We start from the raw sequence: 25,466 nt of genomic DNA on the forward strand, positions 1-25,466 counted from the left end.
TCAAACGGCCAACACTCGTCGTATCAGGTCGAGAAGCGGTTCAAAATGCGGAAGCAAGTCTGCCTGCACCGAGACACGTTGCGCAAAGGCTACCTTCTCCCCACGAAACTTGCTGATTTCTACGTCTCCGGGGAATGTTTCGGTTTCAACATTCTGGCTGGCTGTTAGTGTTTCGTCCGGCAGGTACAGTTCGATTGTAAAGTTGGATTTCGCGGCGAAACGTTCTCCTGCCTGTGCTGCCCGCATCGGTGGCACCGGAAGCAGGCCAGCATATATCTGTTTCGTGGCATGCCTCCGTAGTAACCCGGTGCCGTCGTCTCCTTCTCGATGGGGGTAATCTCGCTGGCACCCCTTCCAGTCATCGAAGGCTTCGTCGAAGTCAAACAGACCGAGAACGCGTTGGTTCTCGCCAACCTCTTCTATGAATTGTTCGTCTTCAAGCAAGTAACGCAAGGCACGGCGACCTTTCGCCGTCATAAGCTTGAATGGCGGTGCGGCACCAGTGGACATACGCCACAATCCTTCGATCAAGATCGCATCACTTCTTCCCTCGACAATCAGAATCGGCTGCGCATTCTCCTGCGCAATTGCTGCTCTCACTTCATCTCGAAACGCTGTGGATTGGCTTAGGGCTTCCACTGCGGCGCCAATCTCGCTGAATTGGTCAACGTCAATTATGGCGCCGCTTGGCATGTCCCGAACCTCGAAGCCATCGATACCAAATTGGTCCTTCATTCCCATAAGGAAAGCTGGGCTGTGTGTCGTGATTACAAACTGCACTTTGGGAAAAAGTCTTATTAAGCTCGGCAGAACCGTTCGCTGTAGATGCGTGTGAAGGTAGACCTCTGCCTCGTCAATGATCGCAATGCCTTCAATATCTTGAAGATTTCGCTGTTGGTGTAATGTGCCTTGGTTGGCAATCGTACCGAACATAGATAGAAGCATCGACTGCCCCGCAGAAAGATGGCCCAGCGATGGAATAGCGAGGCGACGCAGATTTTGAACCGGAATGTCTGCGGCAGGTAGGCTAGTGAAAATTTGTACCCGTGGCCATATATTACGAGGCGCTATTGCAAAATGCGCTGTCGAATCCTCCAAAATGGTTTGCAAGATTCGGTTCGCCACAAGGATGCCGGCATCGGGATAGCCGGTTGCCGCATCAAGTAATCCATCCATAATCCATGTTGCCGTCTCTTCCGCTGCTGTCTCTATGATCATTCTTTTACTCAAATGATTGCCGAAACGCTGCTTATTTGAGTAGGTCTCAGGATGTAATCCTTTTTCTTGCAGCCAATGAGGTGCTTCGCGGCGTCCGCTTGGGAAGAAAACGTAAGCTCCGTTTTTTAAACACAAAGCCGCTTGTTCAATGTTCGGAGACCAGATCTTTTCCCCGGATGTGCCGCCGCTCATTACGAGATTGTCCGGCAGTTCTAAACGTCGCCGTATTTCTGCAACGCCCGTGCTTGGCCCTATATGGTCTACGTAGTGCACGTCCTGCGCTTCACTCTCGTAACGAATATGAGTTACGGAATATTCTGCTCCGATCCGGGTGTCGTAACTGCGCAAGCGATAGTAGAACGTGCCCATGCCATTCGGTGTTAGCACATCGCTGAACTTTGTGGCTGCACCTTGAAGGAGGGAATCAGCAATAAAGGATAGGGCGGTCGTCTTCCCAGACCCATTTTCGCCGACGAGGATGAGAGGCTTCGGCAAGCCCTCGATAGTGAATGGAAACGTAATGCTGAGGTTCTCTATTGCAGCAGCATTCTCAATAACTAAGCTTTTCAGCTTGAGCATAGTCTCTTCCTATCAGCCGACGTTGAATATAAGCAATATGGTGCTGACAGTGAGACTACAATTTTTGTGCGCAGTCCTCCACCCTCCCGCTTGGCGGCGCGGTTCAAAGGCGGGTTCTAGCGCGGGTCTTGTCATGGTTCGAAATGCGTATAGGTCAGGCGAACCGGTCTGGCATTGGTTCGATATGTGGCTTGACTAAACCCTAATCGAACCGATATTATGCGAACCATCCTAAGCGAACTGATCGGGGTGATTCCATGTTCGTCCGTGCCTACCTTCGTGCTTCCACTAAGGAACAAGATGCCAGTCGGGCTAAGAATGACCTGATCGAGTTTGCACGGGATCGCGGTCTTCAAATCGCGGCTTTCTACGTCGAGAACGAATCGGGCGCATCGCTTCAACGACCTGAACTGTTCCGACTGCTGGCCGATTGCCATGAAGGCGACCTGTTGCTGTGCGAACAGGTGGATCGGCTGTCCAGACTGGACAACGAAGACTGGCAGCGCCTGAAGGCCGAACTGCAATCACGTCGCATCCGTGTCGTGGCGCTCGATCTGCCGACTTCATGGATGCTGACGACCAACACCGATGACATCACCGGTCGGATGATGGATGCGCTGAACGCCATGATGTTGGACATGCTGGCCGCCATCGCAAGGAAGGACTACGACGACCGGCGTCGCCGTCAGAAGCAAGGAATCGAGAAGCTGAAGGCCGAAGGTGGATACAAAGGCCGCAAGCCCGATGTCGAACGGAATGCGGGCATCATGCAGATGCTGCGACGTGGTGATAGCTGGAACTCGATTGTTGCAGTGACCGGGTGTTCTCGGTCCACGTTGTCGCGGCTTGCTCGGCAGGTCAAAGAAGAATCGATGGCGGAGTAGTCCAACAGATGAGCCGAATTCGAGTACAGCCGGTCATTCGTGCTGATGCCACCGATCTGATCAATGGGAACAGGGCAAGTCAGCACTACCACTTGCCGTGGGTAACGTCCTTCACCGATCAAACGGGATTTGATCAGTGGTTTGCACGTACGCTTACCGGGTCACATGTCGGATTGATTGCCCGAGAAGCCGTGTCGGAACAGATCGTCGGTGTCATCAACATCACCGAAATTGTTCACGGAGCCTTCCAGAGTGCCTATCTGGGCTACTACGGAATGGCTGGGTTCAGCCGGAAAGGGTTGATGACCGAAGCACTGAACGCTGCGGTCCGGTATGCATTCGATGGTCTGGGGCTGCACCGCTTGGAAGCGAACATCCAACCGGAGAACACCGCGTCCATTGCACTCGTCAGCCGCGTTGGGTTCAAGAAGGAAGGCTTTTCTCCACGGTACCTGCGCATCAACGGGAAGTGGTGCGACCACGAGCGTTGGGCGCTGTTGGCAGATGCGTGACGCGGATCGGCGGTCGGTAGCTACTTCATAAGCCCGCTTCGGCCATCAACTCGGCCAAAGTCATCCCAAGGGCGTTCGCCAGTCTCTTCAGTGTCAGCGTGGCGGCGTTGTTGGTACCGCGTTCCACGCGTCCCACATAGCTGCGGTCCACATCGGCAAGCAGCGCCAAACTTTCCTGCGACATTTCTCGGGCCTCGCGAAGGCGACGAATCGCGTCTCCAAGCGCGACTAATGACGGGTCCCTGCGTTGATCGGTGCGAATTGGCATGCCCGCATCGTGTGCGGTAAGATCGCGCCGGACGACGGACCATGGTCCCCAAATATGCGAGGGCTGTGTGGCGGTCAGCGACTGTTGCCGGTTATCGGGGCGTGTCTGTCCAAAAAAGTAAGCAATAAGGGAGGGAGCACATGCAGAACAACCAGAATCAACCGATCTGGAACCCGTCAACGGTTACCGGTCTCAGTTTCATATTCACGCCTGCCTTCGGCAGCTACCTACAAGCATCGAACTGGACCGCGCTAGGTCAGGCGGGACGGGCATCGACTTCGAAGGCTTGGTTCTACTTCAGCTTGCTGTTCTTGGCTGCGGTGGCCGTTGGGGTCTGTTTTGCAGACAAGGCAGGTGGTGACGGCGATGCCGGTCGCGGGGTCATGAATGTCGCCGGACTGGTCTATTTCTTCATTTGGTACGTGCTGTCTGGCCGTAAGCAGGCCAGCTACGTGAAGGATGCCTTCGGTAAGACCTATGCGAAGAAGTCGATGGTCAAACCTGTGCTGGCGGCGATTGGGGCGGCTGTCCTGTATACCGCTGCTGTCTTCGGACTTCTGCTTGCCACCCAAGGGACCAGTGATGCTGCCGACAAGCCATCTGGCGGGCCGTTGTCGAACCTCACAGCCCTGCTTGGTCGCACCGGCAAGCTGGATTGCGCGGCCAAAGACGTGAAGGGCGTCATCACGGAAACCTATGCAGAACAGCTTGCAGAGACCGGTTCGCCCGATTTGGTGATGGCAATCGCGAAGGAACGCATCAAGTTCCGTGTCGAGATGATCACCGAGGTGGCGCGGAACAACCAATCCAAGAACGTCGCGTGTTCCGGCAAGCTGGTGGTCGAATTTCCCAAGGAAGACTTGGTGAAGGCTGCACAGGTCAAGGAATCCAAGGTGGTGGAAGCGGCCATTCGTGGATTCCGTATCCCGACCGATCCGGTGTTCAGCACGACACTGTCCTATCTGGTGTCCACCCCCGCAGACAAGGCCGAGAAGCAGAACGGTCCGATTGTGAAGATGACCACTCGTGCAGGTGTGAATGCGGGCGAGAGCGATCTCGGTCCTTACATGGTGGCTTACACCATGCTGGCCTATGCCGCCCCTGACATCACCGCGTCGTCCAAGAACACGAAGCCGTGGGACAAGGAGTGGAAGACCCTCGCCCTTCAAGGGTGCACTGAACACCAAAGCTCCGAACTGTGTGCATGCAAGATGGCGCAATTCGAGAAGCTGGTGACACAGGAAGACATGCAGCGCATTGGGTACACCATCCAGTCCAATGCACTTGTGGCGGCGAAGTACACCAACTTCATCGCGCTATCCGAAGCATTGAACAAGCAGTGCCCGCTGCCACAAGGCATCGCCAGTGTTCTTGCGCCGTCTGGGCAAGCCGTACCGGCACCGGCTCCGGTTGAGGAACCGGCGAAGCTAGTTGTCCAAGCAGCACCAGTGCCGACACCTGCCGCACCGGCCACGCGACCCGTACTGGCTGCCATCACTGCATCGTTTGATTGCAGCAAGGCATCGTCCAAGATCGAAAAATTGATCTGTTCCACACCTGAGACTGGTGATGCGGACCGCCGCCTTGCTGCCGCATATGCGTCCGCCAAGTCGAAGTCCTTCGATGCCAACGCACTGCGGTCTGACCAATTGGCATGGATGAAACAGCAGCGCAATGCATGTAATGACACGGCGTGTCTTCTGAAGACGACCGAAGCCCGCATCCAAGCCCTGTCGGCGATGTAAGGCGCCAGCCAACATCAATACCAACCGCCGTCTATCGGCGGTTTTTCATCATTCGACCTTTGAACCGGGAAACCCTATGAACATTCGCCATCTAATTCTGGCTGCTCTGATTGTGTCGCCGCTGGCACACGCCACTTCATTCGACTGCAAGAAGGCATCGACCTTCGTGGAGAAGACCATCTGTGCCAGCCCATTGCTTGGCAAGCTGGACGATGCCCTGAAGGAGAACTATGACGCCATGCTGGCAACCGACTTGGGTGATGGCGGTGCCTCCTTGAAGAAGGAACAACGTGCATGGATCGGCCAGCGCAACAAATGCGCCACTGAACAGTGTCTGGTCGATCTGTACCGCAAGCGCGTAGACGATGTCTGTGAGGCGCCGGTAGTCACTGGGATGCATGCATCGTGCGTTCAGGCCAGCGACATCAATGCAGGCTCGGCGACGGCCGCGTCCCAAGGTGGTTCGCAACCGGCCACCGTGCCGGTCAAGGACAACCCGGTCATCGAATCGTGGATGAAGTCGTGCATGCCATTTGCCGCACCGATGGACCTTGATGGTCAGACTCGTGCGGGCAACGTGGCCGTCCGTGGCATCAAGGTGGCAGCAGTGGAAAGTGCTGACGGTGGGTCTTCCAGCGTGGTGCCCGTGCGGTTGGATGTTCCGGTGGCCGACTTCAAGGCCAAGAACCCGGACTTGGCGAAGACGGTCAAGTTTCCGAAAAACAAGACCTGTCCTGCTGGCATCCAGCGGTCACTGACCAGCGCCAAGGGCGCGACCATTGAGTGCAACTGCGCCACGGGCGGGGACTGATCGACATCTGCCGGCGTGTCGCTGCATCATGCATGTGTAAGGAATGATCGGTGACATTTGGAGGTGCTGCGCGATGATCTCATTGTCCAAGGAAGTAGAGGAAGCCATGTGGGGCGATGAAGCGATTCTTCGTTACCTCGATCTCGGGCGGCAGCATTTCGAGGCGGGCGACCCCGGCGCCCTTATGGGAGTGTTGTTTTTATGCGCCCGATTTCAGGCCGTGATACCAGAGTGGGCGGCTGATGCCCTGCTCGACATCGAAGATCGTCTGAACGCTGGCGGGCTTACCGATTTCAATGAGGCGTTTGGGTGGGGTGGCGCGAATAAAGCAACGCGCCGAGCGACAGCGCGCCAAGCCCACGTTAGGGTGGAGGTGCTTGGTGAACTTCAAGCCGCACGTCTCGCCGGAGCCAGTCTAGGTCCCGACGACATCTTCGATGTCGTTAGAGGCAAACTGGCGGCCAGAGGTGTTCAGGTAAGCCGTCGGGACATTGAAGCCATCTACAAAGAACATGGGCAGTTTGTAAAGACCTTGCCGCGCGAACCGGAACCGCACGATGTGTATGGGCAAGTTCATCTATCCATTCCTCGCGCTAGGCGCAAGGGGCGCTCCATACTGAGCGACGCGAAGAAGTAAAACACAAGTTTCCAGAAAAGCGTGTTTGTCGCGGCGGTTGGATTGCAGAAAACTGCGATCAACCAATTCGCGGAGGCACGTAAACATGACAGATGCTGCTACCTACGGCATGGGGCGCCCGGCAGCGGCGGTAGAATCTTCGGGAATTCCAGCGAGTGGAGCGAGGGTTCCTATGCCGACGTGCTTTGTGATTCAGCCGTTCACTGACATCTACAACAAGCGGTTTGACGATTTGTACAAGCCAGCCATCGAAGCCGCAGGGATGACGGCCTATCGCGTCGATCAGGATTCGTCTGCCACGGTGCTGGTCGAGGCAATCGAGAAGAACATCAAGCGGGCCGCCGTCTGCCTTGCTGACATTACGGAAGACAACCCGAACGTCTGGTACGAACTTGGGTTCGCATATGCGGCGGGGCGGCCCGTCGTCATGGCTTGTTCAGACGAGCGACAGAAGGCCGGGAAGCGGTTCCCGTTCGACATCCAACATCGGGCAATTGTCACCTACAAGACCGAATCCCAAAGCGACTTTCAATCGTTCAAAGTCAACTTGACCGCAAGGTTGAGGGCCATGCTCGAACAGGGTGAAGTGCTGGAGGAGATGGCGGAACAGGCCAACGTCGTTGACCTTGACGGTTTGTCCTCGCAAGAGTTGACGGTACTTCGAGTGATCGCCAGCAGCGTGTCTCGCGATGACAGCGCGACACCACTGTGGGAAGTCAAAAATGACTGCGAACGCGCCGGTTTGAACAATCTAGGCTTCAATCTTGGGCTGCGTCGGTTGAAGGCCAAGATGTTCGCCGAGATAAAGGACATGAGTGATAGCGGAAGCTACGACACTTATGATGGGGTTTGTGTGACCGAGAAAGGCTGGCGGTGGATCGAGGCCAACGAAAGCAAGTTCACTTTTCATACGACAGGCTCCAAAAAGGAGGCCGACCCGTTTGACGATGAGCTTCCGTTCTAGTGTTCACTATGAGTCTCACCAAGGCGCAGCGCAGAAAACGTGCCGAGTCATTCTATTTTGAACGTGCGCAAGGGCTGCTGACTTGCTGGCCGCATGGGACTGTCGATGCAACAGGTGAGGAACCGGACATTCTTGTGGGCGGACCAGAAGGGCGGTACGGCGTTGAAGTGACCGAGCTGCTGCGCAGCGACGTGCGTGCGGTCGAAGAAACTCGCAGGCTAATCTGCGAAAGGGCACAGAAGCATTTCCTACGAAGCATCAATGCCGATTGCCTTGATGTGAAGGTGGTTTTTCGCGAACACACCGCACTGAGTCCGAAAGACCAAGATGCAGCAGCGACCGACCTTGTGGCGATAGTCAGGTCCCGGATCAATTCGATGCCTTCGGGCGTGCTGTCGGCTAGGTTAGAAGATGGTACGGACTTCGAGTCGGCCTTGTTCACTTCGGTCTGGTTACACCATCATCCAAGTTGTCCTCGTTCCCGATGGCAACCTGTCGGAGCATGGTGGGTACCGGTGGCATCGCCAGTGGATATACAAGCAACGATTGATAGAAAAGAACGCAAAGTTGCGGCGTACCGGAAACGTGTCGATGATGTCTGGCTATTGATCGTGTTGCAGGGATTCAGCGGGTCGGCAGCGTGGTCATTGGACGATGCGGTGCTCGTACATCGATACATGACAACGTTCGATGGCGTAGTGCTGCTGGACTACGCGATGAATCGTGCCCACCTGTTGGCAATCAATACGCGGACGCAGCCGCCCGGCTAATGACGTTCGATGGCTTGGGCTGCCTGATCGATCTCGGTTGTCCGGCAAAGCAGTCGGATTGCCGGGCTTGAAATCCGGGTTGGAAGGTCGTTCACTGAACAGCGCACCGGTGCTACGCCAATTTTAGGGGCGATGCGAGACGTGACCTACCGCTTGCCGGATGAAGCTTGGTGCGTCTGGGCTGGCATAGAAGCAGCTACTGTACCGGTCCATTACAAATGAAACCGAGCGCCATCCAGTTGCCGCCAGTTCAGAGGTGTTCGGATAGGGCCGCCCTGCAAAAAAAATCACTTCTTGCAGGTTGACATACAGCAGCAAGTCCGTCTGCTTCTTGAAGTCGTTCGAGTACTTGATATGCCTTATGGCTTCGTTGTGGCAAAGCCGGTATATCTCGACAAGATCAATGTCCTTTGGCGTGAATTCCTTCAGCAGGTCTCGGGCTTTGGTGATCTCGCGCACGCGTGTCAGTTCCCGCTTGTACTCGTCGTGGCGCCGCCGTCCGGGGTCTAGAATTTCTTTGATCTCGAAACGAGCATCCCGAAACTCCACATCGGGCGGATCGTCCTTGACGCTGACGATTTCACCTTCTGTGGGGACAATATCAAGGTTTCGAAGGAATGCGTCGGCCACCCAACGTTCGCGTTCCTCCTTGTTTTGACGTTTGAAGAAAGAAATGGCGTCTTCAAGGTCTTTGACGCGTTGCGCGATGAATTCTTGTTCATCCATACCGAAGATTTCTCGTCGTGGTGGGTACGACCCAGTCAGACAATCTTATCGCCGGTTCGACGGAAGATGAGCGAGAGTATTACTTCGGCATGATCTGATTGTGGCGCTTGACACCTTGGTACGAAACCGCCCATCCAAGGCGGTTTTTGTATTATTGATAATCGGTCATGCGCGTGGCCGAACATTCAACCGCTTCGGGGGATGCTGTGACAAAGATGTGGATGCTCAGAGCCGATGGTGGCCGTCTCTACGATGATTTTCGCCAGAAGGGTATCGCCGGTATTGGTTGGACGCAGCTTGCGCACCATGCCAAGCCGGGCATGACGAAGAAAGAACTGGCCGATCTGCATCTATCCATCGCGCCGGAAACGAAAGAGAAGATGGCGGTTTCAGTAGCGTCGCAGGTTTGGCGCTTCATGAATGAGATCAAGGTCGATGACTTGGCTGTCACGTACTCGCCAGCCAGCCGCACCTATCTGATCGGTAGGGTTACTGGTGCGTGCGAAAGCCGGGCTTATCTGGTGGATGCGGGCATGCCATTGGCGCGAACGGTTGTGTGGCAGGACAGGGAGGTCAACCGCGACGACTTGACAGATACCGCCAAGAACAGTCTTGGATCAATGCTGGCGGTGTTCGTGGTGCCCACTTTCGCCGTGCATGAATTGCTTGGTACTGCCGCCGGTCAGCCGGTTCAGGACACCCCAGAGGTCTTGCAAGAACCAGCAGAGGTCGATTCATCCCCGGAGATGGAATGGTCCCTCGATGCGCTTCAGCAATTGGAATGGAAGCGATTCGAGATGCTGTGCGTCTGGTACTACGAAGCGAAGGGTTTTACTGTCGAGACGGTGCCACAAGGCGCTGATGGCGGTGTCGATGCAACCTTGTACATGAAGGGGAAGCCTGATCCCATCGCACTGGTTCAGTGCAAGGCATGGAGTGAGCCAGTCAAGGTGACACCTGTGCGTGCGCTTGGCGGCGTCATGCACGCCAAGAAGGTCGAACGGGGCATTTTCTGGTCACTGACGGGTTTTATCGGCAAACCGGTGCAGGACTATGCCAAAGAAGCTGGTATTCAGTTGCTGGATGGCGCGGGCATTGTTGAACGCATCCGGGCTTTGGATACTGACAAGCGAGATGAACTGCTGACACGGGCGTTCGAAGGCGATTACCAGACGCCAACCTGTGCGGCCTGCGGGATAAAGATGGTGGTCCGGCAAGGTGATGGCGGGTCGTTCTGGGGGTGTCACAACTTCCCGAAGGGGTGTCGGGTCAAGATTCCACGTGCGGCTTGATGATTGGCACGCAGTCCGCGAAGTCCACGTGCAGCTTCTGGACCGGGTGCATGTTCTCCGCATCGCCGGACAGTATGGATACCAACTGTGCCGTGATGCAGACAAGTGCATTGGAATTCCGCAGGGCATCGGTTGCAAGCTGCGCCGGGTAGCCGGTAAGTGTTCTCGACAGCGGATGGATGCCACCGTGCGTGTAACTGCTCAGGGCTTTCCACGAGACATCTCGGAACTGCTTCAGTTGATCAATTAGTTGAACTGGGGCGTCGCTGACATCCAACTGTTTCAGCATGTCGGCCAACATCAGACCTTCGTTCGCCTTTCGCGCACTGTCCACGGTCAGCGGTTCGGTAAGCTTGTCCACCCAGTTGGCGTTGGCAGCATGGAGCAACCAGATGCCACGGACGAGGGTTTCAAATTGAGGTCGCACCAAGGCAATGCCAGAAGCGCACAAGCCGTTGCCGATCAGAACCAGCGCACCCGTCGCGTGTTCCAGCGACAGCATCCCGGCTTGGAACGAGACGACGAATCGCTTCTCCGGGTAAGGGGTGACGCGGTTTACATGCGCAGCTACGGCTTCATGCAACTGTGCCGTGCGATCCAGCGTGGTGGATAGCTTTTCTTCTTCGGTCATCGCGGGCCGGATGCGGTCAAGCCACGGATCAATAGGGCAGGCACGTCAAGGCCGAGGTACCGATTGTTTCAGCATCTGGGAATGACTTTGCGGTACGACTTCACATAATTGAGGGTGGCCCACGGCAAGTAGCAACACATCCTGCCACCTCGTCGCCTGAATAGCATTTGAATAAGTCTCGTTACCGATCCGAATGGCAATAACCCCCGATTCCCAGAATTCTCGGAACACATGAGGCCATACGAGGGCGGTGTTCCGCAGATTCCGCAATGTGAGCCACTTGGCAGCCTTCCCCGCGACGATGATCAACGTCACCGCCGCGCAAAGCCGCAACCACAATGGGAGATTGACCAGAAAAATGCCGACTGCCACAACACTTGCCACGAACCATATAAGCGCGGCACGAAGAAAAGGCCCACTTCCTGAAGCTTCGCTGGCAAGTTCGCGTGCTCTGTTCAGCTTAGTGACCGTGATTGCATGGTCAACGCATACGTGAAACGCCTTTCCATCAAGTCCGGCGAGACAGTTGGAAGCCCATTTGTCTCGATCTGCCGGGCTTAGGGTCTTCCAACGACTTGCGAAGTCGTCCTTCATCACATCCCCCGGTGCTTTTGTTCTCTGGCGCATGCTAGGGATGGCCTGAACCGGCGTCAATGCTAGTCACCGGGTCGAATCGAAGGGGCGCACCTGACAGGTCCGAACGGGCATCGAGTCAAGCGGTGGGCGGGTGGTTGATTGCAGGACCAGCAGGACTTGATGTGCACCGGACCAATCGGCAGCAGGTGGTCATTGTCCGGTGACGATCAGTGGAGATCGTGAGACACGTGCCAAGGGTAAAATCCGAGCACACTTTGAGCACACTTTCCCGCGCTCACTTGTTAAACCGTCGCAGTGACGCTCAACGTAAGTGCCTGATTCATAGAGGTTCGTGGCCTGCCCAGAGGGATTCGAACCCCCGACCGTCGGCTTAGAAGGCCGATGCTCTATCCAACTGAGCTATGGGCAGATATGCGGATGTGCTGGCTGCCCAGGCATACCAAAAACGCGCGGCCTCCGGGTGCCTGGGAGGCCGCGATTCTAACAGATGGGATGTTGCGCAGCGCTAATGCTGGGGCGGGATCTCCGGCGGTAGCTCCCCGGGTGGCAGTTCGATTGGGGGCGTTTGGGGTTCAGGGTCATGCACCGGGTCGTGGGCCGGTTCGTCGGGCGGCGGCATTTCCGGCGGCGGGTGCGGGGGCTGTTCGGGCCGCTGCGGCGGCGTGATGTGGGCGCGCTTGGTCAGATCGGGCAAAGCGGGCATGGGCTGCCTCCATACATGGGTCGAATTCCGGGTTTGCCCTAATCCAGCCCGCAAGCGTCGTTCCTGCGCATCATCCAAAAGGTCATATACCTAAAATACGTACCCCCCAATTGGGGGGATTTTTGATACATTTCGTGGCGTCGGGTAGTGCCACACAACAATAACGTTTCATTCGAAATTCCGCGCAAAGACGCGGAACACCGTGCCTACGCGCGCCAAACGGGCGTGACGAAGCCTTTTGGGTTCCGACCAGACGGGAAATGAGGGAGTCTTGTTTGGGCAGCCATGGAGTGATCCATGGGGCTGCTGTGTTTCGCCATGGCTGCAGGGAGCCGGGGCGAGGCGCTAGCCATGGGGCAGGGAGGAAACAACAATGAGCACGCGTCATGCACGACGCCCGGCAGGGGCGTCCCGCAGTACCTACATCCGTAGCGCCCAGAGCGGGCGCATTGGCGACCGTTCCAACGCCAGCGATCATCGTCTGCCGCCCAGCGGCGTACCGCGCATGCTGTTGTGGCTGCTGGGGGCAACGGTCCTCTTGGCGGTGGCGAACTACACGCTGAAGCTGTTCGGCTGAAGCAAGGCCGGATCGCTTTACAACACTTTCCCCGGATTCATCAGGCCGCGCGGGTCCAGCGCCTGCTTGATCGCGCGCATTGCCGCCAGTTCAACGGGGCTCTTGTAACGCGCGTTGTCTTCGCGCTTGAGCTGGCCGATGCCGTGTTCGGCTGAGATGGAGCCGCCATGCGCATGCACGCTGTCGTGCACGATGCGGTTGATGCCGTCTTGGTTGGCCAGGAAAGCGTCGTGCGCGTGGCCTTCCGGTGGCGATACGTTGTAGTGCAGGTTGCCGTCGCCAAGGTGGCCGAACGTCACCATGCGGATGTTGGGGTAGGCGGCGGCCAGCGCGCGGTCGGTTACGTCGATGAAGTCGGCAATGCGCGAAATGGGCACGCCAATATCGTGCTTGATGTTCTTGCCTTCATCGGCCTGCGCCAGCGGAATATGTTCGCGCAGGCTCCAGAAGTCGCGCGACTGGGCCACCGATTCCGCCACCGCCGCATCGTCGATCACGCCTCGCGCGAGCGCGTCTTCCATAAGCGATTCGAACAGCGTGCGCGCATGCTCTTCGCTTTCCAGATCGGACAATTCCAGCAGCACGTATTGCGGATAAACCTGCGTGAACGGCACGCGCAACTGCGGGTAATGCTTGCGCACCAGTTCCAGGCAAAACGCCGACATCAGCTCGAAGCCCGTCAGCAGCGTCCCTGCATGGCCTTGCGCCAGCGATAGAAACTCCAGCGCTTGCCGCGGCGATTGCAGCGCCGCCAGCGCCGTCACCTTGGCGCGCGGTTGCGGAAACAGCTTCAGCATCGCCCCGGTGATGATGCCGAGTGTGCCTTCCGCGCCGATCAGCAGGTCACGCAGGTCGTAGCCGGTGTTGTCCTTGCGAAGGCCGCGCAGGCCGTTCCACAGTTCGCCGTTGGGCAGGACCGCTTCGATGCCCAGACACAGCTCCCGCGCATTGCCATAGCGCAGGACGGCGGTGCCGCCCGCGTTGGTCGCCAGATTGCCGCCGATCGTGCAACTGCCTTCGGCCGCTAGGCTCAGGGGGAAGAGGCGCTCGGCATCGGCGGCGGCCTGTTGCACGTTGGCCAGGATGCAGCCGGCATCCACGGTGATGGTGTTGTTGATGGGGTCGACGGCGCGCACGCGTTGCATGCGCTGCAACGAAATCACGACTGCGTTGCCTTCCATGTCGGGCGTGGCGCCGCCGCAGAGGCCGGTGTTGCCGCCTTGCGGAACGATGGGCGCGCCGTATTCGCCGCACAGGCGTACGATTGTTGCCACCTCGTTGGGGCTGGCCGGGCGCAACACTGCGCGTGCGCGCCCCGTGAAACGCTTGCGCCAATCGGTAAGGTAGGGCGACTGATCTTCCGGCGCTGTCAGGACGTGTGTTGCGCCGATGGCATCAACGCAGGCTTGCAGGAAGGCATCGTGAGTCATGGCGGGTCAGGTGCTGTGGCCGGCGCGGGCTTTTGCAGCGCGCTTGAACGGGCGCAGGTAGAGGATGGTTGCGGTAAAGAACACCACGCTGAGCGCCACCTCGCCCCATGCCAGAGAGCGCGAAAGCCCAACGTCCGATGTCGCCCGCACGATGCCTTCGGTAAAGAACAGCAGGATGAACATCGACGCCCATTGCATCGTGTAGCGGTTCTTGCGCAGCACGCCGGGCAGCGGCCACGCCAGCAGCAGCGCCTTCAGCGCCAGCCACGAGCCGCCCGGGCGCACGGGCGCGAGCCACAACTCCCACGCGGCGCACAGGACGATCAATGCGATGAGACTGCCTGCACTCAGCAGAGCCAGTGCGCGGGATTCGGTGACGGCGTTGTCGGCGGGGATCATGCGGCGAGCTTGAGAGCGGTCTGCGCCAGCCGCCGGCCCATGGCTGTGGCGAGCGTGCGTTCGTGGGCGGTCAGCGGTGCGGTATCGCCGCGGTGAGCGACGTGTGACGGCCCATATGGCGTGCCGCCGGCATCGGTGGAAAGCAATTCGCTGTGCTGATACGGCAGACCGAGCACGACCATGCCATGGTGCAGCAGCGGCAGCATCATCGAGAGCAGGGTGGTTTCCTGCCCGCCATGCATGCTGCCCGTGGAGGTGAACACGCATGCCGGTTTGCCCGCCAGCGCGCCCGCCAGCCATTGCGGTGTGGTGCCATCCAGGAAGTACTTGAGCGGCGCGGCCATGTTGCCAAAGCGTGTGGGCGAACCCAGCGCCAGGCCCACGCATTCCTCCAGGTCGTGTACTTCTACGTAGGGCGGGCCGCTGTCGGGCACGTCGGGCTGCGTGGCTTCGCAGACGGTGGAGACGGCGGGCACTGTGCGCACACGCGCCTGAGCGCCGTCGACGCTTTCAATGCCTTGCGCAATGGCTTCGGCCAATGCGCGCGTGCTGCCGTGACGGCTGTAGTACAAGACCAGGATATCTTTCATAACAAAGCGTTGAGAGCGTCGCGGTATTATAGTTGCGCCCCCCAACCCCGCCTCCCGCCTCATTTTTCATGCTTTTTGACACCCGTGCGCTTCGTCAATGGAATGCCGCCAAGCTGCGTGCGCTGGCGCGTTACGCCTTGCGCCGCGCCGGTGAAGATCGCCTTCCGCAAGTGGCCAGCAGCCTGACGTTCACGACGGTGCTGTCGCTCGTTCCCATTCTGACGGTGGCGTTTGCGCTGTTCACGGCATTCCCGATGTTCAAGAGCTTCCGGGCGGACATCGAGGGCTACATGTTCAGCAATCTCGTGCCGGGCAACATCAGCCGGCCGATCCTGACGTATCTCAACCAGTTTTCAAGCAACGCCAAGGGGCTGACGGCAGCAGGCCTGATCGGCCTGGTCGTGACCTCGGTGATGACCATGCTCACCATCGAGAACGCGTTGAACGCCATCTGGCGCGTGCGCCATCGTCGGCCGCTCGCGCAGCGCGTTCTGGTGTTCTGGGCTCTGATGACATTCGCGCCGGTGCTGATTGGCGCAAGCCTGTCGGTCAGTTCGTACCTCGTGTCGATCTCGGCCGGCTATGTGCACAAGCTGCCGTTCGGCCTGGGTGTGATTGTGGGCTTGGTCCCGATCCTGCTTTCGGCGATTGCGTTTGCGATGCTGTACGTGTTCGTGCCGAACACCAATGTGGAACGGCGCGATGCCTTTATTGCCGGCCTGATTGCTGCGGCGGCATTCGAAATCGCCAAGCGCGTCTTTGGCGCTTACGTCGCGCACATCCCGACCTACACGGCCGTCTACGGCGCGTTTGCCACGCTACCGATCTTCCTGACGTGGATCTACGTGAGCTGGCTGGTGACGTTGCTCGGCGCAACCATCGCGTCGACGCTGCCGATCATCCGCCAGGGTTACTGGCAACGACGCACGTTTCCGGGCAGTGAATTCTTCGATGCGCTGGGTGTTCTTCTGCTGCTGTATCGCGCCCGCGAACAGGCGCCACGTACGGTGGCCGAGCTTGATATCGGCCGGCGCCTGCAACTGGAAGCCGATTACCTGGTTGACCTGCTGACCAAGCTGAAGGCGCTGCATTTGATCGGCAAGCTGCAGCAGGATCGCGGCGAGACCCATTGGGCGCTGCTTTGCGATGCGCGCACAACCACGCTGCGACCGCTCTATGAAAGGCTGGTGTTGAATCTGCCACGCTTGCCGCGCACCGCGCTGGCACGCCATCTGGGTGACACGCGCGCGCTGGTCAGCCAACTGCAGAATCCTGCGCTCGACGCAACCTTGGAGAGCATTTTCACGACGGGCGAACGCGGCGTGGCAGCGGCCGCGCAGGCGGCTGCGGCGTCTGCAATGGCCACTGCCCGCGCCTGATGTTTCAGAACGGGATCTTGCCGGTCCAGATGTCGCGATACATCACCCAGTCGCCCATCAGGCTGTAAAACGGATGGCGAAACGTGGCGGGCCGGTTCTTCTCGAATCCGAAGTGCCCGACCCACGCGAACGCGTAACCGCTCACCGCCGCTCCCAGCAGCCACCACAGGTTGCCCGTAAGGACAAGCAGGATCAGGCATACCAGCGCCACCGTCGAGCCGGCAAAGTGCAAACGCCGGCAGGTGCGGTCCTGGTGCTCGCTCAGGTAGTACGGATAGAACTCGGCAAAGCTGCCGAAGCTGCGGGTGTCGGTGGTGGCCATAATGCGTCTCCGGGAGGCGACTGCGACTTATGCGGCGACCGGATCTCGTTCTCGCGCAAACGCAATCAGCGCGTCGAGTGTGCCGTCGGGGCATTCTCCCATGATCGCGTGGCCGCCTGGCAGCCCGACAACGCGGCTGCCGGTCAATCCTGCCGCAACCTGACGTCCAGCTTTCGCTGGGGTCATCTGGTCTTTCTCTCCCACGATGACGAGTGACGGGCACCGCACGGCGGCCATGGCTTCGGCGCCACGTGCATAGGCGTTGCAGGCGGCAAAATCCGTGTGGAAGACGGGCGCCTCGGTACCGCGTGCGATCCGTTCCATTAGCCGCTGGCTGCCGCCATGCATCCAGAAGCCCGGCCCAGGCGACGATGGCTTGTTTGCGAGGCTGGAATGCGACCACGTATTCACCATGTCAATGGCGCCAGCCGTGTTGTTGAGCGCCGCGTCGAGCAGCGCGTCTGACACCTTCATCGGCCAAGCCGTCGCCACCAGGGCGATGCGGCGCACGCGATTTGCGTACCGTGACGCGCACTCCAGCGCAATCAACGAGCCCATGCTGTGCCCGACGACGATGACTGGCTGCCCGACGCCAGCCGCGTGTACCAGCGCCATCACCCAGTCAGCCATGGCTTCCACCGTCTGCAGCGGGGCGCCGGCGCTGCGGCCGTGTCCGGGCAGATCCACCGCCAGTACGCTGAAGCCGTGGTGCGCAAACCAGCGCGTCTGCAGCCCCCAGACCGAATGGTCGTTCTGCGCTCCGTGCACGAACACGACGCACGGCAACTCGGCGTTGAACGGCTTGCCGCCGGTGTAGGCGTAGGCGCGCTCGCCTTGTACGGTCCATTCCATCAGCAGGCTCCCGTTGCGTTTGCGGCGGCTTTGCCCGGTGCGGCGGACATCGCGCGCTCGGCGGCTTTCAGGCCGCGCTTGAGATCGTCGATCAGGTCGTCGGCGTCTTCCAGGCCGATGGAAAGGCGGATCGTGCCTTCGCTGATACCGGCTGCGGCCAGCGCGTCGGCGTCCATGCGGAAGTGGGTCGTCGATGCGGGGTGGATGACCAGCGAGCGTGCATCGCCCACATTGGCGAGGTGCGAGAACAGGCCGAGCGACTCGATGAATTGCTGGCCGGCACGCCGGTCGCCGCGCAGGTCGAAGCTGAACACCGCACCGCTGCCGCGCGGCAGCAGGCGCTTGGCCAGCGCGTGATCGGGGTGCGATTCCAGCTCGGGGTAGGCGACCGACGCCACCATCGGGTGGCTTGCCAGGAAGGCTACGACCCGGCGGGCGTTGTCAACATGCCGCGCCATGCGCAGCGGCAGTGTCTCGATGCCTTGCAGCAGTTGCCACGCGGCCATCGGGTTCATGCAGGCACCGAAGTCGCGCAGGCCTTCGCGTCGCGCGCGCAGCAGGAAGGGTGCGACGGTGCTTTCCTCGGCAAACACCATGTCGTGGAAACCTGCGTACGGCTCGGTCAGCTCAGGGTGCTTGCCGGCGGCCACATAGTCGAATGTGCCCCCGTCCACCAGCACGCCGCCGATGGTCGTGCCGTGCCCACCCAGGAACTTGGTAGCCGAGTGGTAGACGAGGTCTGCGCCATGCGCGAACGGCTGCAGCAGCCACGGCGTGGTGAAGGTCGAATCGACCAGCAGCGGCACACCCGCGTCATGAGCAATTGATGCAATGGTCGGGATGTCCAGCACATCCAGCGCTGGGTTGCCGAGCGTCTCGCCAAACAGCAGCCGCGTGTTCGGGCGGATGGCCGCGCGCCAGCCATCGATGTCGCTGGGCTTGACGAAGGTCGTCTCAATGCCGAAGCGGCGCAGTGTGTAATGCAGCAGATTGTGCGAGCCGCCATACAGCGCCGAAGACGCGACGATATGCGAGCCGGCACCCATCAGCGTGACGATGGCCAGATGCAGCGCCGCCTGGCCCGAAGCCGTGGCGATGGCGCCTACGCCGTTTTCCAGCGCGGCCATGCGTTCCTCAAACACGGCAACGGTCGGGTTGGAGATGCGCGAATAGACGTGGCCTGCGCGTTCCATATTGAACAATGACGCCGCATGTTCGCTGTCGCGGAACACAAAGGACGTGCTCAGGTGAATGGGCGTGGCGCGCGCGCCGGTGGCCGGGTCTGGCGCGGCACCGGCATGCAGGGCCAGCGTGTCGAAGCGGGCTTTGGACATGGATTCAAGCACCCCGAAACGGAGCGGGAGCGGGTTTGGACGGGGCATGCTAGCACTGCTCCCTGTTGCAGCGCATTCCGGGCAAACGCCGAGCGGGCGCGGTTTTTGACAGGTTTTTTCTGCGCTGCATGCTTGTCGAAGCGATCCGGTTTGGGCTAGGATCGAAACACAACCATAACCACAACCCGCGCGCGGTCGCCCCCCGGCAGACCGGCACCCCGAACTCTGGGAGACGCAATATGAAAGTCAGCGACATCCTCCACGTGAAGGGCAACACGCTCTACACCGTGGCACCTGAAACCAAGCTCCAAGTGGCCGTGCAGACGATGGCGGAAAAAGACATCGGCTCGCTCGTGGTCATGGAGTACGGTGAACTGGTCGGCATGCTGACCTTCCGGGAAATCATCAAGGTTGTCGCCAAGAACCATGGTTCCGTGGGCGACGGCACCACCATCCGCAAGGTGATGGACGATCATCCCGTCACCTGCACGCCCGAAACCGAGGTCAACGAAGTGCGTCGCATCATGCTGGAGCACCATGTGCGCTACCTGCCCGTGCTCGACAGCCGCACGTTGATGGGCGTGATTTCCTTCTACGACGTGGCCAAAGCCGTGTTGGAAGATCAAAGTTTCGAAAACAAGATGCTCAAGGCGTACATTCGCGACTGGCCGGAAGAAAAGGCCAACGAAGACTGATCTGCGCGATCTCTTTACCGCATTCATGAAACCCGCCCGCCGTTGCGAGCGGGTTTTTTTGTTGAACCAACAGCCTCCTGCCGATGAGCCAATCGAGCCAGTTTTCCCTGCTGAAGCAGCGTCGTTTTGCACCGTTTTTCTGGACCCAGTTCCTGGGCGCGATGAACGACAACGTTTTCAAGGTGGCGTTTTCCTCGCTGGTCACGTACCACGCCGCGCTGTTCGGCAATGCTGACCCGGCCTCGGCGGCGTTTCTGATCTCTGCGATCTTTATTGCGCCGTTTGTGCTGCTATCGGCCACCAGCGGACAGATTGCCGATCGCATGGACAAGGCGCGGCTGATCCGATTGGTGAAGACGCTGGAAATCGCCATCATGGTGATCGGCTGTGCGGGTTTCGCGCTGCGCCACGTTGAACTGCTCTACCTGTGCACGTTCCTGATGGGCGTGCATTCGACGCTGTTCGGGCCGGTGAAGTACGCGTATCTGCCGCAGCATCTGCAATCGACGGAACTGGTGGGCGGCAACGGGCTGGTGGAAATGGGCACCTTCGTTGCCATCCTGATCGGCACCATCGGCGGTGGCGAGCTGGCCAATTACACGCGCAACGGCGAGCTGATCGGTCCGATGTTCACGGGCATCGCATGCATTGTCATTGCCGTGGCCGGCTGGCTGACCGCGCGTGGTGTGCCGGTGTCGCCGGCGTCGCAGCCGGACTTGCGCATCAACTGGAACCCGATCTCCGAGACCTGGCGAAACCTGAGGCTGGCGAGCAACCAGCGCGCGGTGTTCCTGAGCCTGATGGGCATTTCGTGGCTGTGGTTCGTGGGCGCGACGTTCCTCACGTCGTTCTTTGCCTTCGCGCGCAATGTGCTTGCTGGCGACCAGAACGTCGTGACGCTGCTGCTGGCGGTGTTTTCAGTCGGCATCGGATTGGGCTCGGTGCTGTGCGAAAAGCTCTCGGGGCGCAGGGTGGAAATCGGCTTGGTGCCGTTTGGCTCGATCGGCATGACGGTGTTTGCAGTGGATCTGTACTTTGCGTCGCACGCCGAGGCATTGGTTGCGCACGACGTGCTGACGGGCATTTCCGGCTTCCTGCAGAACCACCGTCATTGGCGCGTGCTGGCTGACCTGTTCCTGCTGGCAATGTTTGGCGGCTTCTACAGCGTGCCGTTGTACGCGTTGATCCAGAGCCGCTGCGAACCGACGCACCGCGCGCGCATCATTGCCGCCAACAACATCCTCAACGCGCTGTTCATGATCGCGTCAGCCGTGCTGGCGATGGTGCTCACGCGTGCCGGATTCACGATCCCGCAGTTGTTCCTCGTTACCGGCATCCTCAACGCCGTGGTGGCGATCTACATCTACACGCTGGTGCCGGAATTCCTGATCCGCTTTGTGATGTGGCTGCTGATCCATACCGTTTACCGCGTGAAGGTGGAGGGCTCGGAGCAGATTCCCGATGAAGGTCCATGCCTGCTGGTCTGCAACCACGTGAGCTTCGTCGATGCCGTGGTGGTGGGCGCGTTCGTGCGCCGGCCCGTTCGCTTCGTGATGGACCACCGCATCTTCAAGGTGCCAGTGCTGTCGTGGTTCTTCCGCACGGTCAAGGCGATTCCGATTGCGCCAATGCACGAAGACCCGGAGATGCTCCAGCGCGCCTACGACACGATTGCGGCGGCGCTGGCGGAAGGCGAGGTCGTCTGCATCTTCCCTGAAGGCAAGATCACCGCCACGGGCGAGATGAACCCGTTCAAGGAAGGCATGCGCCGCATCATCGAGCGCACACCTGTGCCGGTGGTGCCGATGGCGCTGCGCGGCCTCTGGGGCAGCTTTTTCTCGCGCAAGGGCGGGGCGGCGATGTCGCGGCCGTTCCGTCGCGGTTTCCTCAACAGGCTGGAGCTATGCATCGGCACGCCGGTGCCGGCGCATGCCGTATCGCCGGAAGCGATGCAGGCCGCCGTGCTGGCACTGCGTGGCGAGCGGCTCTAGCGCGTGGCGGGCCTCCGGACTTCGATACACTGCCGGTCGGCCTGCAATCGGCCTTCATGCGTTTTTTCTGACCTCCAACTCTCCCGTTACCTGCCATGAAACACGTTTCCCCGCTGCTGTGCGCTTCGTTGCTTGCCCTGGCTGCCGCTACCGCGCAAGCCGCATCGCCGGCATCTGAGACGCTGCCCTCCGGTGTGATCGTCCAGACGCTGACCAAGGGCACCGGCCCGTCGCCCAAGGCCAGCGACACGGTCAAGGTGCACTACCGTGGCACGCTCACCAACGGCACCGAGTTCGACAGCTCCTACAAGCGCGGTCAACCGATCTCGTTCCCGCTGAATCGCGTCATTCCCTGCTGGACCGAAGGCGTGCAGAAGATGCAGGTGGGCGGCAAGGCCAAGCTGACGTGCCCGGCAGCCACCGCTTACGGCGAACGCGGCGTGCCCGGCACGATTCCGCCCAATTCCACGCTGAACTTCGAGGTCGAACTGCTCGGTATCGGCGGCTGACCAAAGGGCCGATAGATCGGCCTTACAATAGCGTTTTCCCGATGTTTCGCGCCGCGGCAGTCGCGGCGCTTTCCCGAGCTCGATCATGTCTGGCAATACCCTGGGCCTGCTGTTTTCCGTCACCACCTTCGGCGAGTCGCATGGCCCGGCCATCGGCGCTGTCATCGACGGCTGCCCGCCCGGCATGACGCTGTCGGCAGAAGACATCCAGCCCGATCTGGATCGCCGCAAGCCCGGCACCTCGCGCCACGTCACGCAGCGCAAAGAAGAGGACCTCGTCGAGATCCTGTCCGGCGTGTACGAAGGCAAGACCACGGGCACCCCGATTTGCCTGCTGATCCGCAATACCGATCAGCGCAGCAAGGATTACAGCAACATCGCCGAGACCTTCCGTCCCGGTCACGCCGATTACACGTACTGGCACAAATACGGCGTCCGCGACCCGCGCGGCGGCGGCCGTTCTTCCGCACGTTTGACGGCGCCGACGGTGGCTGCAGGTGCCGTCGCCAAGAAGTGGCTGCGTGAGAAGTTCGGTATCGAAATCCACGGCTTCATGTCGCAGCTGGGCGATATTCACATCCCGTTCATGGACTGGAACGAGGTGCCGAACAACCCGTTCTTCGCGCCGAATGCCGAGATCGTTCCCGAGCTGGAAACCTACATGGATGCACTGCGCAAGGACGGCGATTCCGTCGGCGCGCGCATTGAAGTGGTGGCCACTGGCGTGCCGGTCGGCTGGGGTGAGCCGCTGTTCGATCGCCTGGATGCCGATATCGCGCACGCGATGATGGGCCTGAACGCGGTGAAGGGCGTTGAGATTGGCGCCGGGTTCCACGCAGTCAGCCAGCGCGGCTCCGAACATGGCGATGAGCTGACGCCGGAAGGCTTCGTCGGCAACAATGCCGGCGGCATCCTGGGTGGGATTTCGACGGGGCAGGACATCTCCGTGTCGCTGGCGATCAAGCCGACGTCGAGCATTCGCACGCCGCGCCGTTCGATCGACAAGGCGGGTGATCCGGCGGTGGTGGAAACGTTCGGTCGTCATGACCCGTGCGTTGGCATCCGTGCCACGCCGATCGCCGAAGCGCTGCTGGCGCTGGTGCTGATCGACCACGCGCTGCGCCATCGCGCGCAATGCGGCGATGTGTCGGTGCAGACGCCGGCCATCGCGGCAAAAGCTTCCTGAATCGATTCGCTCAGGCAACAAAAAAGACGGCTTCAAGCCGTCTTTTTTGTTGGGCGCTCGCCCGGTACTTACATGCCGACGTAGTTCGGCCCGCCGCCGCCTTCCGGCGTGACCCACACGATGTTCTGTGTCGGGTCCTTGATATCGCATGTCTTGCAATGCACGCAGTTCTGCGCGTTGATCTGCAGACGCTCGGTGCCTTCGTCGCTCTTGACGAACTCATACACGCCAGCCGGGCAGTAACGCTGCTCGGGGCCGGCAAACTGCGTCAGGTTGATGCGCGTCGGAACGGTCGGATCCTTCAGCGTCAGGTGGGCCGGCTGGTTCTCTTCGTGGTTCGTGTTCGAGATGAACACCGACGACAGGCGATCGAACGTGATCTTGCCGTCCGGCTTCGGATACTCGATCTTCGGGCATTCCGATGCCGGCTTGAGCGACTGGTTATCCGATTTCGTGCCGTGCAGCGTCCACGGCGGGTTGCTGACGCCAATCTTGGGCAGCAGCCATTGCTCGATGCCGGTCATGATCTTGCCCAGCGTCGGGCTCTTCTTGAACCACAGCTTGAAGTTGCGCGACTGGTCCAGTTCTTCCTTCAGCCAGCTCTGTTCGAAGGCGGCGGGGTAAGCCGACAGCTCGTCAGCGGAACGGCCGGCCGTCACGGCTTCGAACACGGCTTCACCGCACATCATGCCGCTCTTGATGGCCGCGTGGCTGCCCTTGATGCGTGCCGCGTTCAGATAACCGGCGTCGCAACCCACCAGCGCGCCACCCGGGAACACGGTTTTCGGCAGCGCTTGCGGCGTGCCGTTGTTGATGGCGCGGGCGCCGTAGCCGATGCGCTTGCCGCCCTCGATGTGCGCACGGATGGCCGGGTGGGCCTTCCAGCGCTGCATTTCTTCGAACGGGCTCATCCACGGGTTCTTGTAGTCCAGCCCGATCACGAAGCCGAGCGTGACCTTGTTGTCTTCCAGGTGATACAGGAAGCCGCCGCCAAAGGTGTCGCCTTCCATCGGCCAGCCAGCAGTGTGCACGACGAGGCCGGGTTTGGCCTTGGCCGGGTCGATCTCCCAGAGTTCCTTGATGCCGATGGCGAAGGTCTGCGGGTCTTTGCCGGCGTTGAGCTTGAACTTCTCCAGCAACTGGCGGCCCAGATGGCCGCGCGCGCCTTCCGCGAAGATGGTGTACTTGCCAAGTAGCTCCATACCGAGTTGGAAATTCTCGGTGGGCTCGCCGTCCTTGCCGATGCCCATGTTGCCGGTGGCAACGCCGCGCACAGCACCCTTGTCGTCGTAAAGCACTTCTGCGGCAGCAAAACCCGGGAAGATCTCCACGCCCAGCGCTTCGGCCTGCGTGGCCATCCACTTCACCACGTTCGATAGCGAGACGACGTAGCAGCCGTCATTGTGGAAGTTGCGCGGCACGAGCCAGTCGGGCGTACGCTTGGCGTCGGTCTCGCTCAGGAAGAGCACGTCGTCGCCGGTGACTGCCTGGTTGAGGGGGGCGCCGTCGGCCTTCCAGTTCGGGAGGAGTTCGTTGATGGCGCGCGGGTCCATCACCGCGCCCGAAAGAATGTGTGCACCCGGCTCGGAACCCTTCTCCAGCACGACAACGGACACGTCCTTGCCCGTCTCGGCAGCCAGTTGCTTGATGCGAATCGCAGTCGCCAGGCCGGCGGGGCCGCCGCCAACGACAACGACGTCATACTCCATGGACTCTCGCGGGCCGTATTGTTCGAGGAGCTGTTGCTGGTTCATAAGTGTCTCTTCGCTTGTAGGGCGTTTGCTTATTGGTATGACGGATTGCTGCATTAGAATTTTCCGCATTGTCCGGGACACGCCCGGATGCGGCAAGGGAAATTTCTGAAC

Annotated in this window: 26 protein-coding genes and 1 tRNA gene; 14 read left to right on the forward strand and 13 right to left on the reverse strand. The window is 59.9% G+C overall.

The window, feature by feature from the left end; translation table 11 throughout:
• Window positions 1-1,797, reverse strand: a complete 1,797-nt coding sequence (locus tag NG898_RS05140; protein ID WP_252691347.1) for an AAA family ATPase — start codon at window positions 1,795-1,797, stop codon at window positions 1-3.
• A gap of 257 nt (window positions 1,798-2,054) precedes the next feature.
• On the opposite strand from NG898_RS05140, the gene NG898_RS05145 reads away from it, so the two are divergent.
• Complete coding sequence (locus tag NG898_RS05145; protein ID WP_252691348.1) at window positions 2,055-2,681, forward strand: recombinase family protein; 627 nt, start codon at window positions 2,055-2,057, stop codon at window positions 2,679-2,681.
• A gap of 8 nt (window positions 2,682-2,689) precedes the next feature.
• A complete protein-coding gene (locus NG898_RS05150; RefSeq protein ID WP_252691349.1) occupies window positions 2,690-3,193 on the forward strand; it encodes a GNAT family N-acetyltransferase in 504 nt (167 codons plus the stop codon).
• Window positions 3,194-3,218: 25 nt separating this feature from the next.
• Here the strand turns inward: NG898_RS05150 and NG898_RS05155 are convergent, their stop codons facing one another.
• Window positions 3,219-3,461, reverse strand: a complete 243-nt coding sequence (locus tag NG898_RS05155; RefSeq protein ID WP_252691350.1) for a helix-turn-helix domain-containing protein — start codon at window positions 3,459-3,461, stop codon at window positions 3,219-3,221.
• Window positions 3,462-3,601: 140 nt separating this feature from the next.
• Between NG898_RS05155 and NG898_RS05160 the strand changes: the two genes are divergently transcribed.
• From NG898_RS05160 to NG898_RS05180, 5 genes are all read left to right on the forward strand, one after another.
• Window positions 3,602-5,206, forward strand: coding sequence for a lysozyme inhibitor LprI family protein (locus tag NG898_RS05160; protein ID WP_252691351.1), 1,605 nt, complete (start codon window positions 3,602-3,604; stop codon window positions 5,204-5,206).
• 76 nt (window positions 5,207-5,282) lie between these two features.
• Window positions 5,283-6,017 carry a lysozyme inhibitor LprI family protein gene (locus tag NG898_RS05165; protein WP_252691352.1) on the forward strand — a complete coding sequence of 245 codons (735 nt, stop codon included), beginning with the start codon at window positions 5,283-5,285 and terminating at the stop codon, window positions 6,015-6,017.
• 73 nt (window positions 6,018-6,090) lie between these two features.
• Window positions 6,091-6,654, forward strand: a complete 564-nt coding sequence (locus NG898_RS05170; RefSeq protein WP_252691353.1) for a hypothetical protein — start codon at window positions 6,091-6,093, stop codon at window positions 6,652-6,654.
• An 85-nt stretch (window positions 6,655-6,739) separates the two neighbouring features.
• Window positions 6,740-7,618 (forward strand): TIR domain-containing protein, encoded by an 879-nt coding sequence (locus NG898_RS05175; protein WP_252691354.1) that lies wholly within the window; start codon window positions 6,740-6,742, stop codon window positions 7,616-7,618.
• An 8-nt stretch (window positions 7,619-7,626) separates the two neighbouring features.
• On the forward strand, window positions 7,627-8,388 hold the full coding sequence (locus tag NG898_RS05180) for a hypothetical protein (protein WP_252691355.1): 762 nt from the start codon (window positions 7,627-7,629) through the stop codon (window positions 8,386-8,388).
• A gap of 123 nt (window positions 8,389-8,511) precedes the next feature.
• Here the strand turns inward: NG898_RS05180 and NG898_RS05185 are convergent, their stop codons facing one another.
• On the reverse strand, window positions 8,512-9,114 hold the full coding sequence (locus tag NG898_RS05185) for a DUF1780 domain-containing protein (protein WP_252691356.1): 603 nt from the start codon (window positions 9,112-9,114) through the stop codon (window positions 8,512-8,514).
• Between the two features lie 167 nt (window positions 9,115-9,281).
• Here NG898_RS05185 and NG898_RS05190 point away from each other — a divergent pair, with 167 nt between their 5' ends.
• Window positions 9,282-10,406, forward strand: a complete 1,125-nt coding sequence (locus tag NG898_RS05190; protein ID WP_252691357.1) for a restriction endonuclease — start codon at window positions 9,282-9,284, stop codon at window positions 10,404-10,406.
• Here NG898_RS05190 and NG898_RS05195 read toward each other — a convergent pair.
• The 3 genes from NG898_RS05195 to NG898_RS05205 form a co-directional block, all read right to left on the reverse strand.
• Window positions 10,384-11,037 carry a DUF6988 family protein gene (locus NG898_RS05195; protein ID WP_252691358.1) on the reverse strand — a complete coding sequence of 218 codons (654 nt, stop codon included), beginning with the start codon at window positions 11,035-11,037 and terminating at the stop codon, window positions 10,384-10,386. The genes NG898_RS05190 and NG898_RS05195 overlap by 23 nt on opposite strands.
• 45 nt (window positions 11,038-11,082) lie before the next feature.
• Window positions 11,083-11,631 carry a hypothetical protein gene (locus tag NG898_RS05200; protein WP_252691359.1) on the reverse strand — a complete coding sequence of 183 codons (549 nt, stop codon included), beginning with the start codon at window positions 11,629-11,631 and terminating at the stop codon, window positions 11,083-11,085.
• 335 nt (window positions 11,632-11,966) lie between these two features.
• Window positions 11,967-12,043: transfer RNA gene (locus NG898_RS05205), tRNA-Arg, on the reverse strand.
• A 667-nt stretch (window positions 12,044-12,710) separates the two neighbouring features.
• On the opposite strand from NG898_RS05205, the gene NG898_RS05210 reads away from it, so the two are divergent.
• The gene (locus tag NG898_RS05210; protein WP_252691360.1) at window positions 12,711-12,914 is read left to right on the forward strand and encodes a hypothetical protein; all 204 of its coding nucleotides are present in this window, start codon (window positions 12,711-12,713) and stop codon (window positions 12,912-12,914) included.
• A gap of 17 nt (window positions 12,915-12,931) precedes the next feature.
• On the opposite strand, the gene NG898_RS05215 is transcribed toward NG898_RS05210, so the two are convergent.
• From NG898_RS05215 to wrbA, 3 genes are read right to left on the reverse strand one after another with little or no spacing between them, the layout of a single operon-like run.
• The gene (locus NG898_RS05215) at window positions 12,932-14,344 is read right to left on the reverse strand and encodes an FAD-binding oxidoreductase (protein ID WP_252691361.1); all 1,413 of its coding nucleotides are present in this window, start codon (window positions 14,342-14,344) and stop codon (window positions 12,932-12,934) included.
• A gap of 6 nt (window positions 14,345-14,350) precedes the next feature.
• Window positions 14,351-14,743: a DUF2069 domain-containing protein gene (locus tag NG898_RS05220; protein WP_252691362.1), complete on the reverse strand. Its 393-nt coding sequence runs from the start codon at window positions 14,741-14,743 to the stop codon at window positions 14,351-14,353.
• Window positions 14,740-15,333, reverse strand: a complete 594-nt coding sequence (wrbA, locus tag NG898_RS05225) for an NAD(P)H:quinone oxidoreductase (protein WP_252691363.1) — start codon at window positions 15,331-15,333, stop codon at window positions 14,740-14,742. The genes NG898_RS05220 and wrbA overlap by 4 nt, the downstream gene beginning before the upstream one ends.
• Window positions 15,334-15,401: 68 nt before the next feature.
• On the opposite strand from wrbA, the gene NG898_RS05230 reads away from it, so the two are divergent.
• Window positions 15,402-16,712, forward strand: coding sequence for a YihY family inner membrane protein (locus NG898_RS05230; protein WP_252691364.1), 1,311 nt, complete (start codon window positions 15,402-15,404; stop codon window positions 16,710-16,712).
• Window positions 16,713-16,716: 4 nt separating this feature from the next.
• Here NG898_RS05230 and NG898_RS05235 read toward each other — a convergent pair whose 3' ends face one another.
• Genes NG898_RS05235 through NG898_RS05245 form a run of 3 tightly spaced genes read right to left on the reverse strand, consistent with a single transcriptional unit; the run spans window position 16,717 to window position 19,220 of the window.
• The gene (locus NG898_RS05235; protein ID WP_252691365.1) at window positions 16,717-17,034 is read right to left on the reverse strand and encodes an Mpo1-like protein; all 318 of its coding nucleotides are present in this window, start codon (window positions 17,032-17,034) and stop codon (window positions 16,717-16,719) included.
• 27 nt (window positions 17,035-17,061) lie between these two features.
• Window positions 17,062-17,886 (reverse strand): alpha/beta fold hydrolase, encoded by an 825-nt coding sequence (locus NG898_RS05240; protein WP_252691366.1) that lies wholly within the window; start codon window positions 17,884-17,886, stop codon window positions 17,062-17,064.
• A complete protein-coding gene (locus NG898_RS05245) occupies window positions 17,886-19,220 on the reverse strand; it encodes an O-acetylhomoserine aminocarboxypropyltransferase (RefSeq protein ID WP_252691367.1) in 1,335 nt (444 codons plus the stop codon). The genes NG898_RS05240 and NG898_RS05245 overlap by 1 nt, the downstream gene beginning before the upstream one ends.
• A 239-nt stretch (window positions 19,221-19,459) precedes the next feature.
• Here NG898_RS05245 and NG898_RS05250 point away from each other — a divergent pair, with 239 nt between their 5' ends.
• The 4 genes from NG898_RS05250 (at window position 19,460) to aroC (ending at window position 23,601) form a co-directional block, all read left to right on the forward strand.
• Complete coding sequence (locus tag NG898_RS05250) at window positions 19,460-19,915, forward strand: CBS domain-containing protein (RefSeq protein WP_009240853.1); 456 nt, start codon at window positions 19,460-19,462, stop codon at window positions 19,913-19,915.
• Window positions 19,916-19,998: 83 nt separating this feature from the next.
• Entirely contained in the window at window positions 19,999-21,906 is a 1,908-nt protein-coding gene (locus NG898_RS05255; protein WP_252691368.1) for an MFS transporter, read from the forward strand.
• A gap of 95 nt (window positions 21,907-22,001) precedes the next feature.
• Complete coding sequence (locus tag NG898_RS05260; protein ID WP_252691369.1) at window positions 22,002-22,415, forward strand: FKBP-type peptidyl-prolyl cis-trans isomerase; 414 nt, start codon at window positions 22,002-22,004, stop codon at window positions 22,413-22,415.
• Window positions 22,416-22,500: 85 nt separating this feature from the next.
• The gene (gene aroC, locus NG898_RS05265) at window positions 22,501-23,601 is read left to right on the forward strand and encodes a chorismate synthase (RefSeq protein ID WP_024975495.1); all 1,101 of its coding nucleotides are present in this window, start codon (window positions 22,501-22,503) and stop codon (window positions 23,599-23,601) included.
• A 68-nt stretch (window positions 23,602-23,669) separates the two neighbouring features.
• Here the strand turns inward: aroC and NG898_RS05270 are convergent, their stop codons facing one another.
• Window positions 23,670-25,355 carry an electron transfer flavoprotein-ubiquinone oxidoreductase gene (locus tag NG898_RS05270; RefSeq protein WP_252691370.1) on the reverse strand — a complete coding sequence of 562 codons (1,686 nt, stop codon included), beginning with the start codon at window positions 25,353-25,355 and terminating at the stop codon, window positions 23,670-23,672.
• Window positions 25,356-25,466: the final 111 nt, after the last annotated feature.

The sequence above is a fragment of the Ralstonia mojiangensis genome (genome assembly GCF_023955645.1).
GTDB classification, from domain to species: domain Bacteria; phylum Pseudomonadota; class Gammaproteobacteria; order Burkholderiales; family Burkholderiaceae; genus Ralstonia; species Ralstonia mojiangensis.

Coding starts and splice junctions, on each gene's coding strand:
- NG898_RS05140 (WP_252691347.1), bottom strand. CDS start 1,797: ATGCTCAAGCTGAAAAGCTTAGTTATTGAGAATGCTGCTGCAATAGAG.
- NG898_RS05145 (WP_252691348.1), top strand. CDS start 2,055: ATGTTCGTCCGTGCCTACCTTCGTGCTTCCACTAAGGAACAAGATGCC.
- NG898_RS05150 (WP_252691349.1), top strand. CDS start 2,690: ATGAGCCGAATTCGAGTACAGCCGGTCATTCGTGCTGATGCCACCGAT.
- NG898_RS05155 (WP_252691350.1), bottom strand. CDS start 3,461: ATGCCAATTCGCACCGATCAACGCAGGGACCCGTCATTAGTCGCGCTT.
- NG898_RS05160 (WP_252691351.1), top strand. CDS start 3,602: ATGCAGAACAACCAGAATCAACCGATCTGGAACCCGTCAACGGTTACC.
- NG898_RS05165 (WP_252691352.1), top strand. CDS start 5,283: ATGAACATTCGCCATCTAATTCTGGCTGCTCTGATTGTGTCGCCGCTG.
- NG898_RS05170 (WP_252691353.1), top strand. CDS start 6,091: ATGATCTCATTGTCCAAGGAAGTAGAGGAAGCCATGTGGGGCGATGAA.
- NG898_RS05175 (WP_252691354.1), top strand. CDS start 6,740: ATGACAGATGCTGCTACCTACGGCATGGGGCGCCCGGCAGCGGCGGTA.
- NG898_RS05180 (WP_252691355.1), top strand. CDS start 7,627: ATGAGTCTCACCAAGGCGCAGCGCAGAAAACGTGCCGAGTCATTCTAT.
- NG898_RS05185 (WP_252691356.1), bottom strand. CDS start 9,114: ATGGATGAACAAGAATTCATCGCGCAACGCGTCAAAGACCTTGAAGAC.
- NG898_RS05190 (WP_252691357.1), top strand. CDS start 9,282: ATGCGCGTGGCCGAACATTCAACCGCTTCGGGGGATGCTGTGACAAAG.
- NG898_RS05195 (WP_252691358.1), bottom strand. CDS start 11,037: ATGACCGAAGAAGAAAAGCTATCCACCACGCTGGATCGCACGGCACAG.
- NG898_RS05200 (WP_252691359.1), bottom strand. CDS start 11,631: ATGAAGGACGACTTCGCAAGTCGTTGGAAGACCCTAAGCCCGGCAGAT.
- NG898_RS05210 (WP_252691360.1), top strand. CDS start 12,711: ATGAGCACGCGTCATGCACGACGCCCGGCAGGGGCGTCCCGCAGTACC.
- NG898_RS05215 (WP_252691361.1), bottom strand. CDS start 14,344: ATGACTCACGATGCCTTCCTGCAAGCCTGCGTTGATGCCATCGGCGCA.
- NG898_RS05220 (WP_252691362.1), bottom strand. CDS start 14,743: ATGATCCCCGCCGACAACGCCGTCACCGAATCCCGCGCACTGGCTCTG.
- wrbA (WP_252691363.1), bottom strand. CDS start 15,333: ATGAAAGATATCCTGGTCTTGTACTACAGCCGTCACGGCAGCACGCGC.
- NG898_RS05230 (WP_252691364.1), top strand. CDS start 15,402: ATGCTTTTTGACACCCGTGCGCTTCGTCAATGGAATGCCGCCAAGCTG.
- NG898_RS05235 (WP_252691365.1), bottom strand. CDS start 17,034: ATGGCCACCACCGACACCCGCAGCTTCGGCAGCTTTGCCGAGTTCTAT.
- NG898_RS05240 (WP_252691366.1), bottom strand. CDS start 17,886: ATGGAATGGACCGTACAAGGCGAGCGCGCCTACGCCTACACCGGCGGC.
- NG898_RS05245 (WP_252691367.1), bottom strand. CDS start 19,220: ATGTCCAAAGCCCGCTTCGACACGCTGGCCCTGCATGCCGGTGCCGCG.
- NG898_RS05250 (WP_009240853.1), top strand. CDS start 19,460: ATGAAAGTCAGCGACATCCTCCACGTGAAGGGCAACACGCTCTACACC.
- NG898_RS05255 (WP_252691368.1), top strand. CDS start 19,999: ATGAGCCAATCGAGCCAGTTTTCCCTGCTGAAGCAGCGTCGTTTTGCA.
- NG898_RS05260 (WP_252691369.1), top strand. CDS start 22,002: ATGAAACACGTTTCCCCGCTGCTGTGCGCTTCGTTGCTTGCCCTGGCT.
- aroC (WP_024975495.1), top strand. CDS start 22,501: ATGTCTGGCAATACCCTGGGCCTGCTGTTTTCCGTCACCACCTTCGGC.
- NG898_RS05270 (WP_252691370.1), bottom strand. CDS start 25,355: ATGAACCAGCAACAGCTCCTCGAACAATACGGCCCGCGAGAGTCCATG.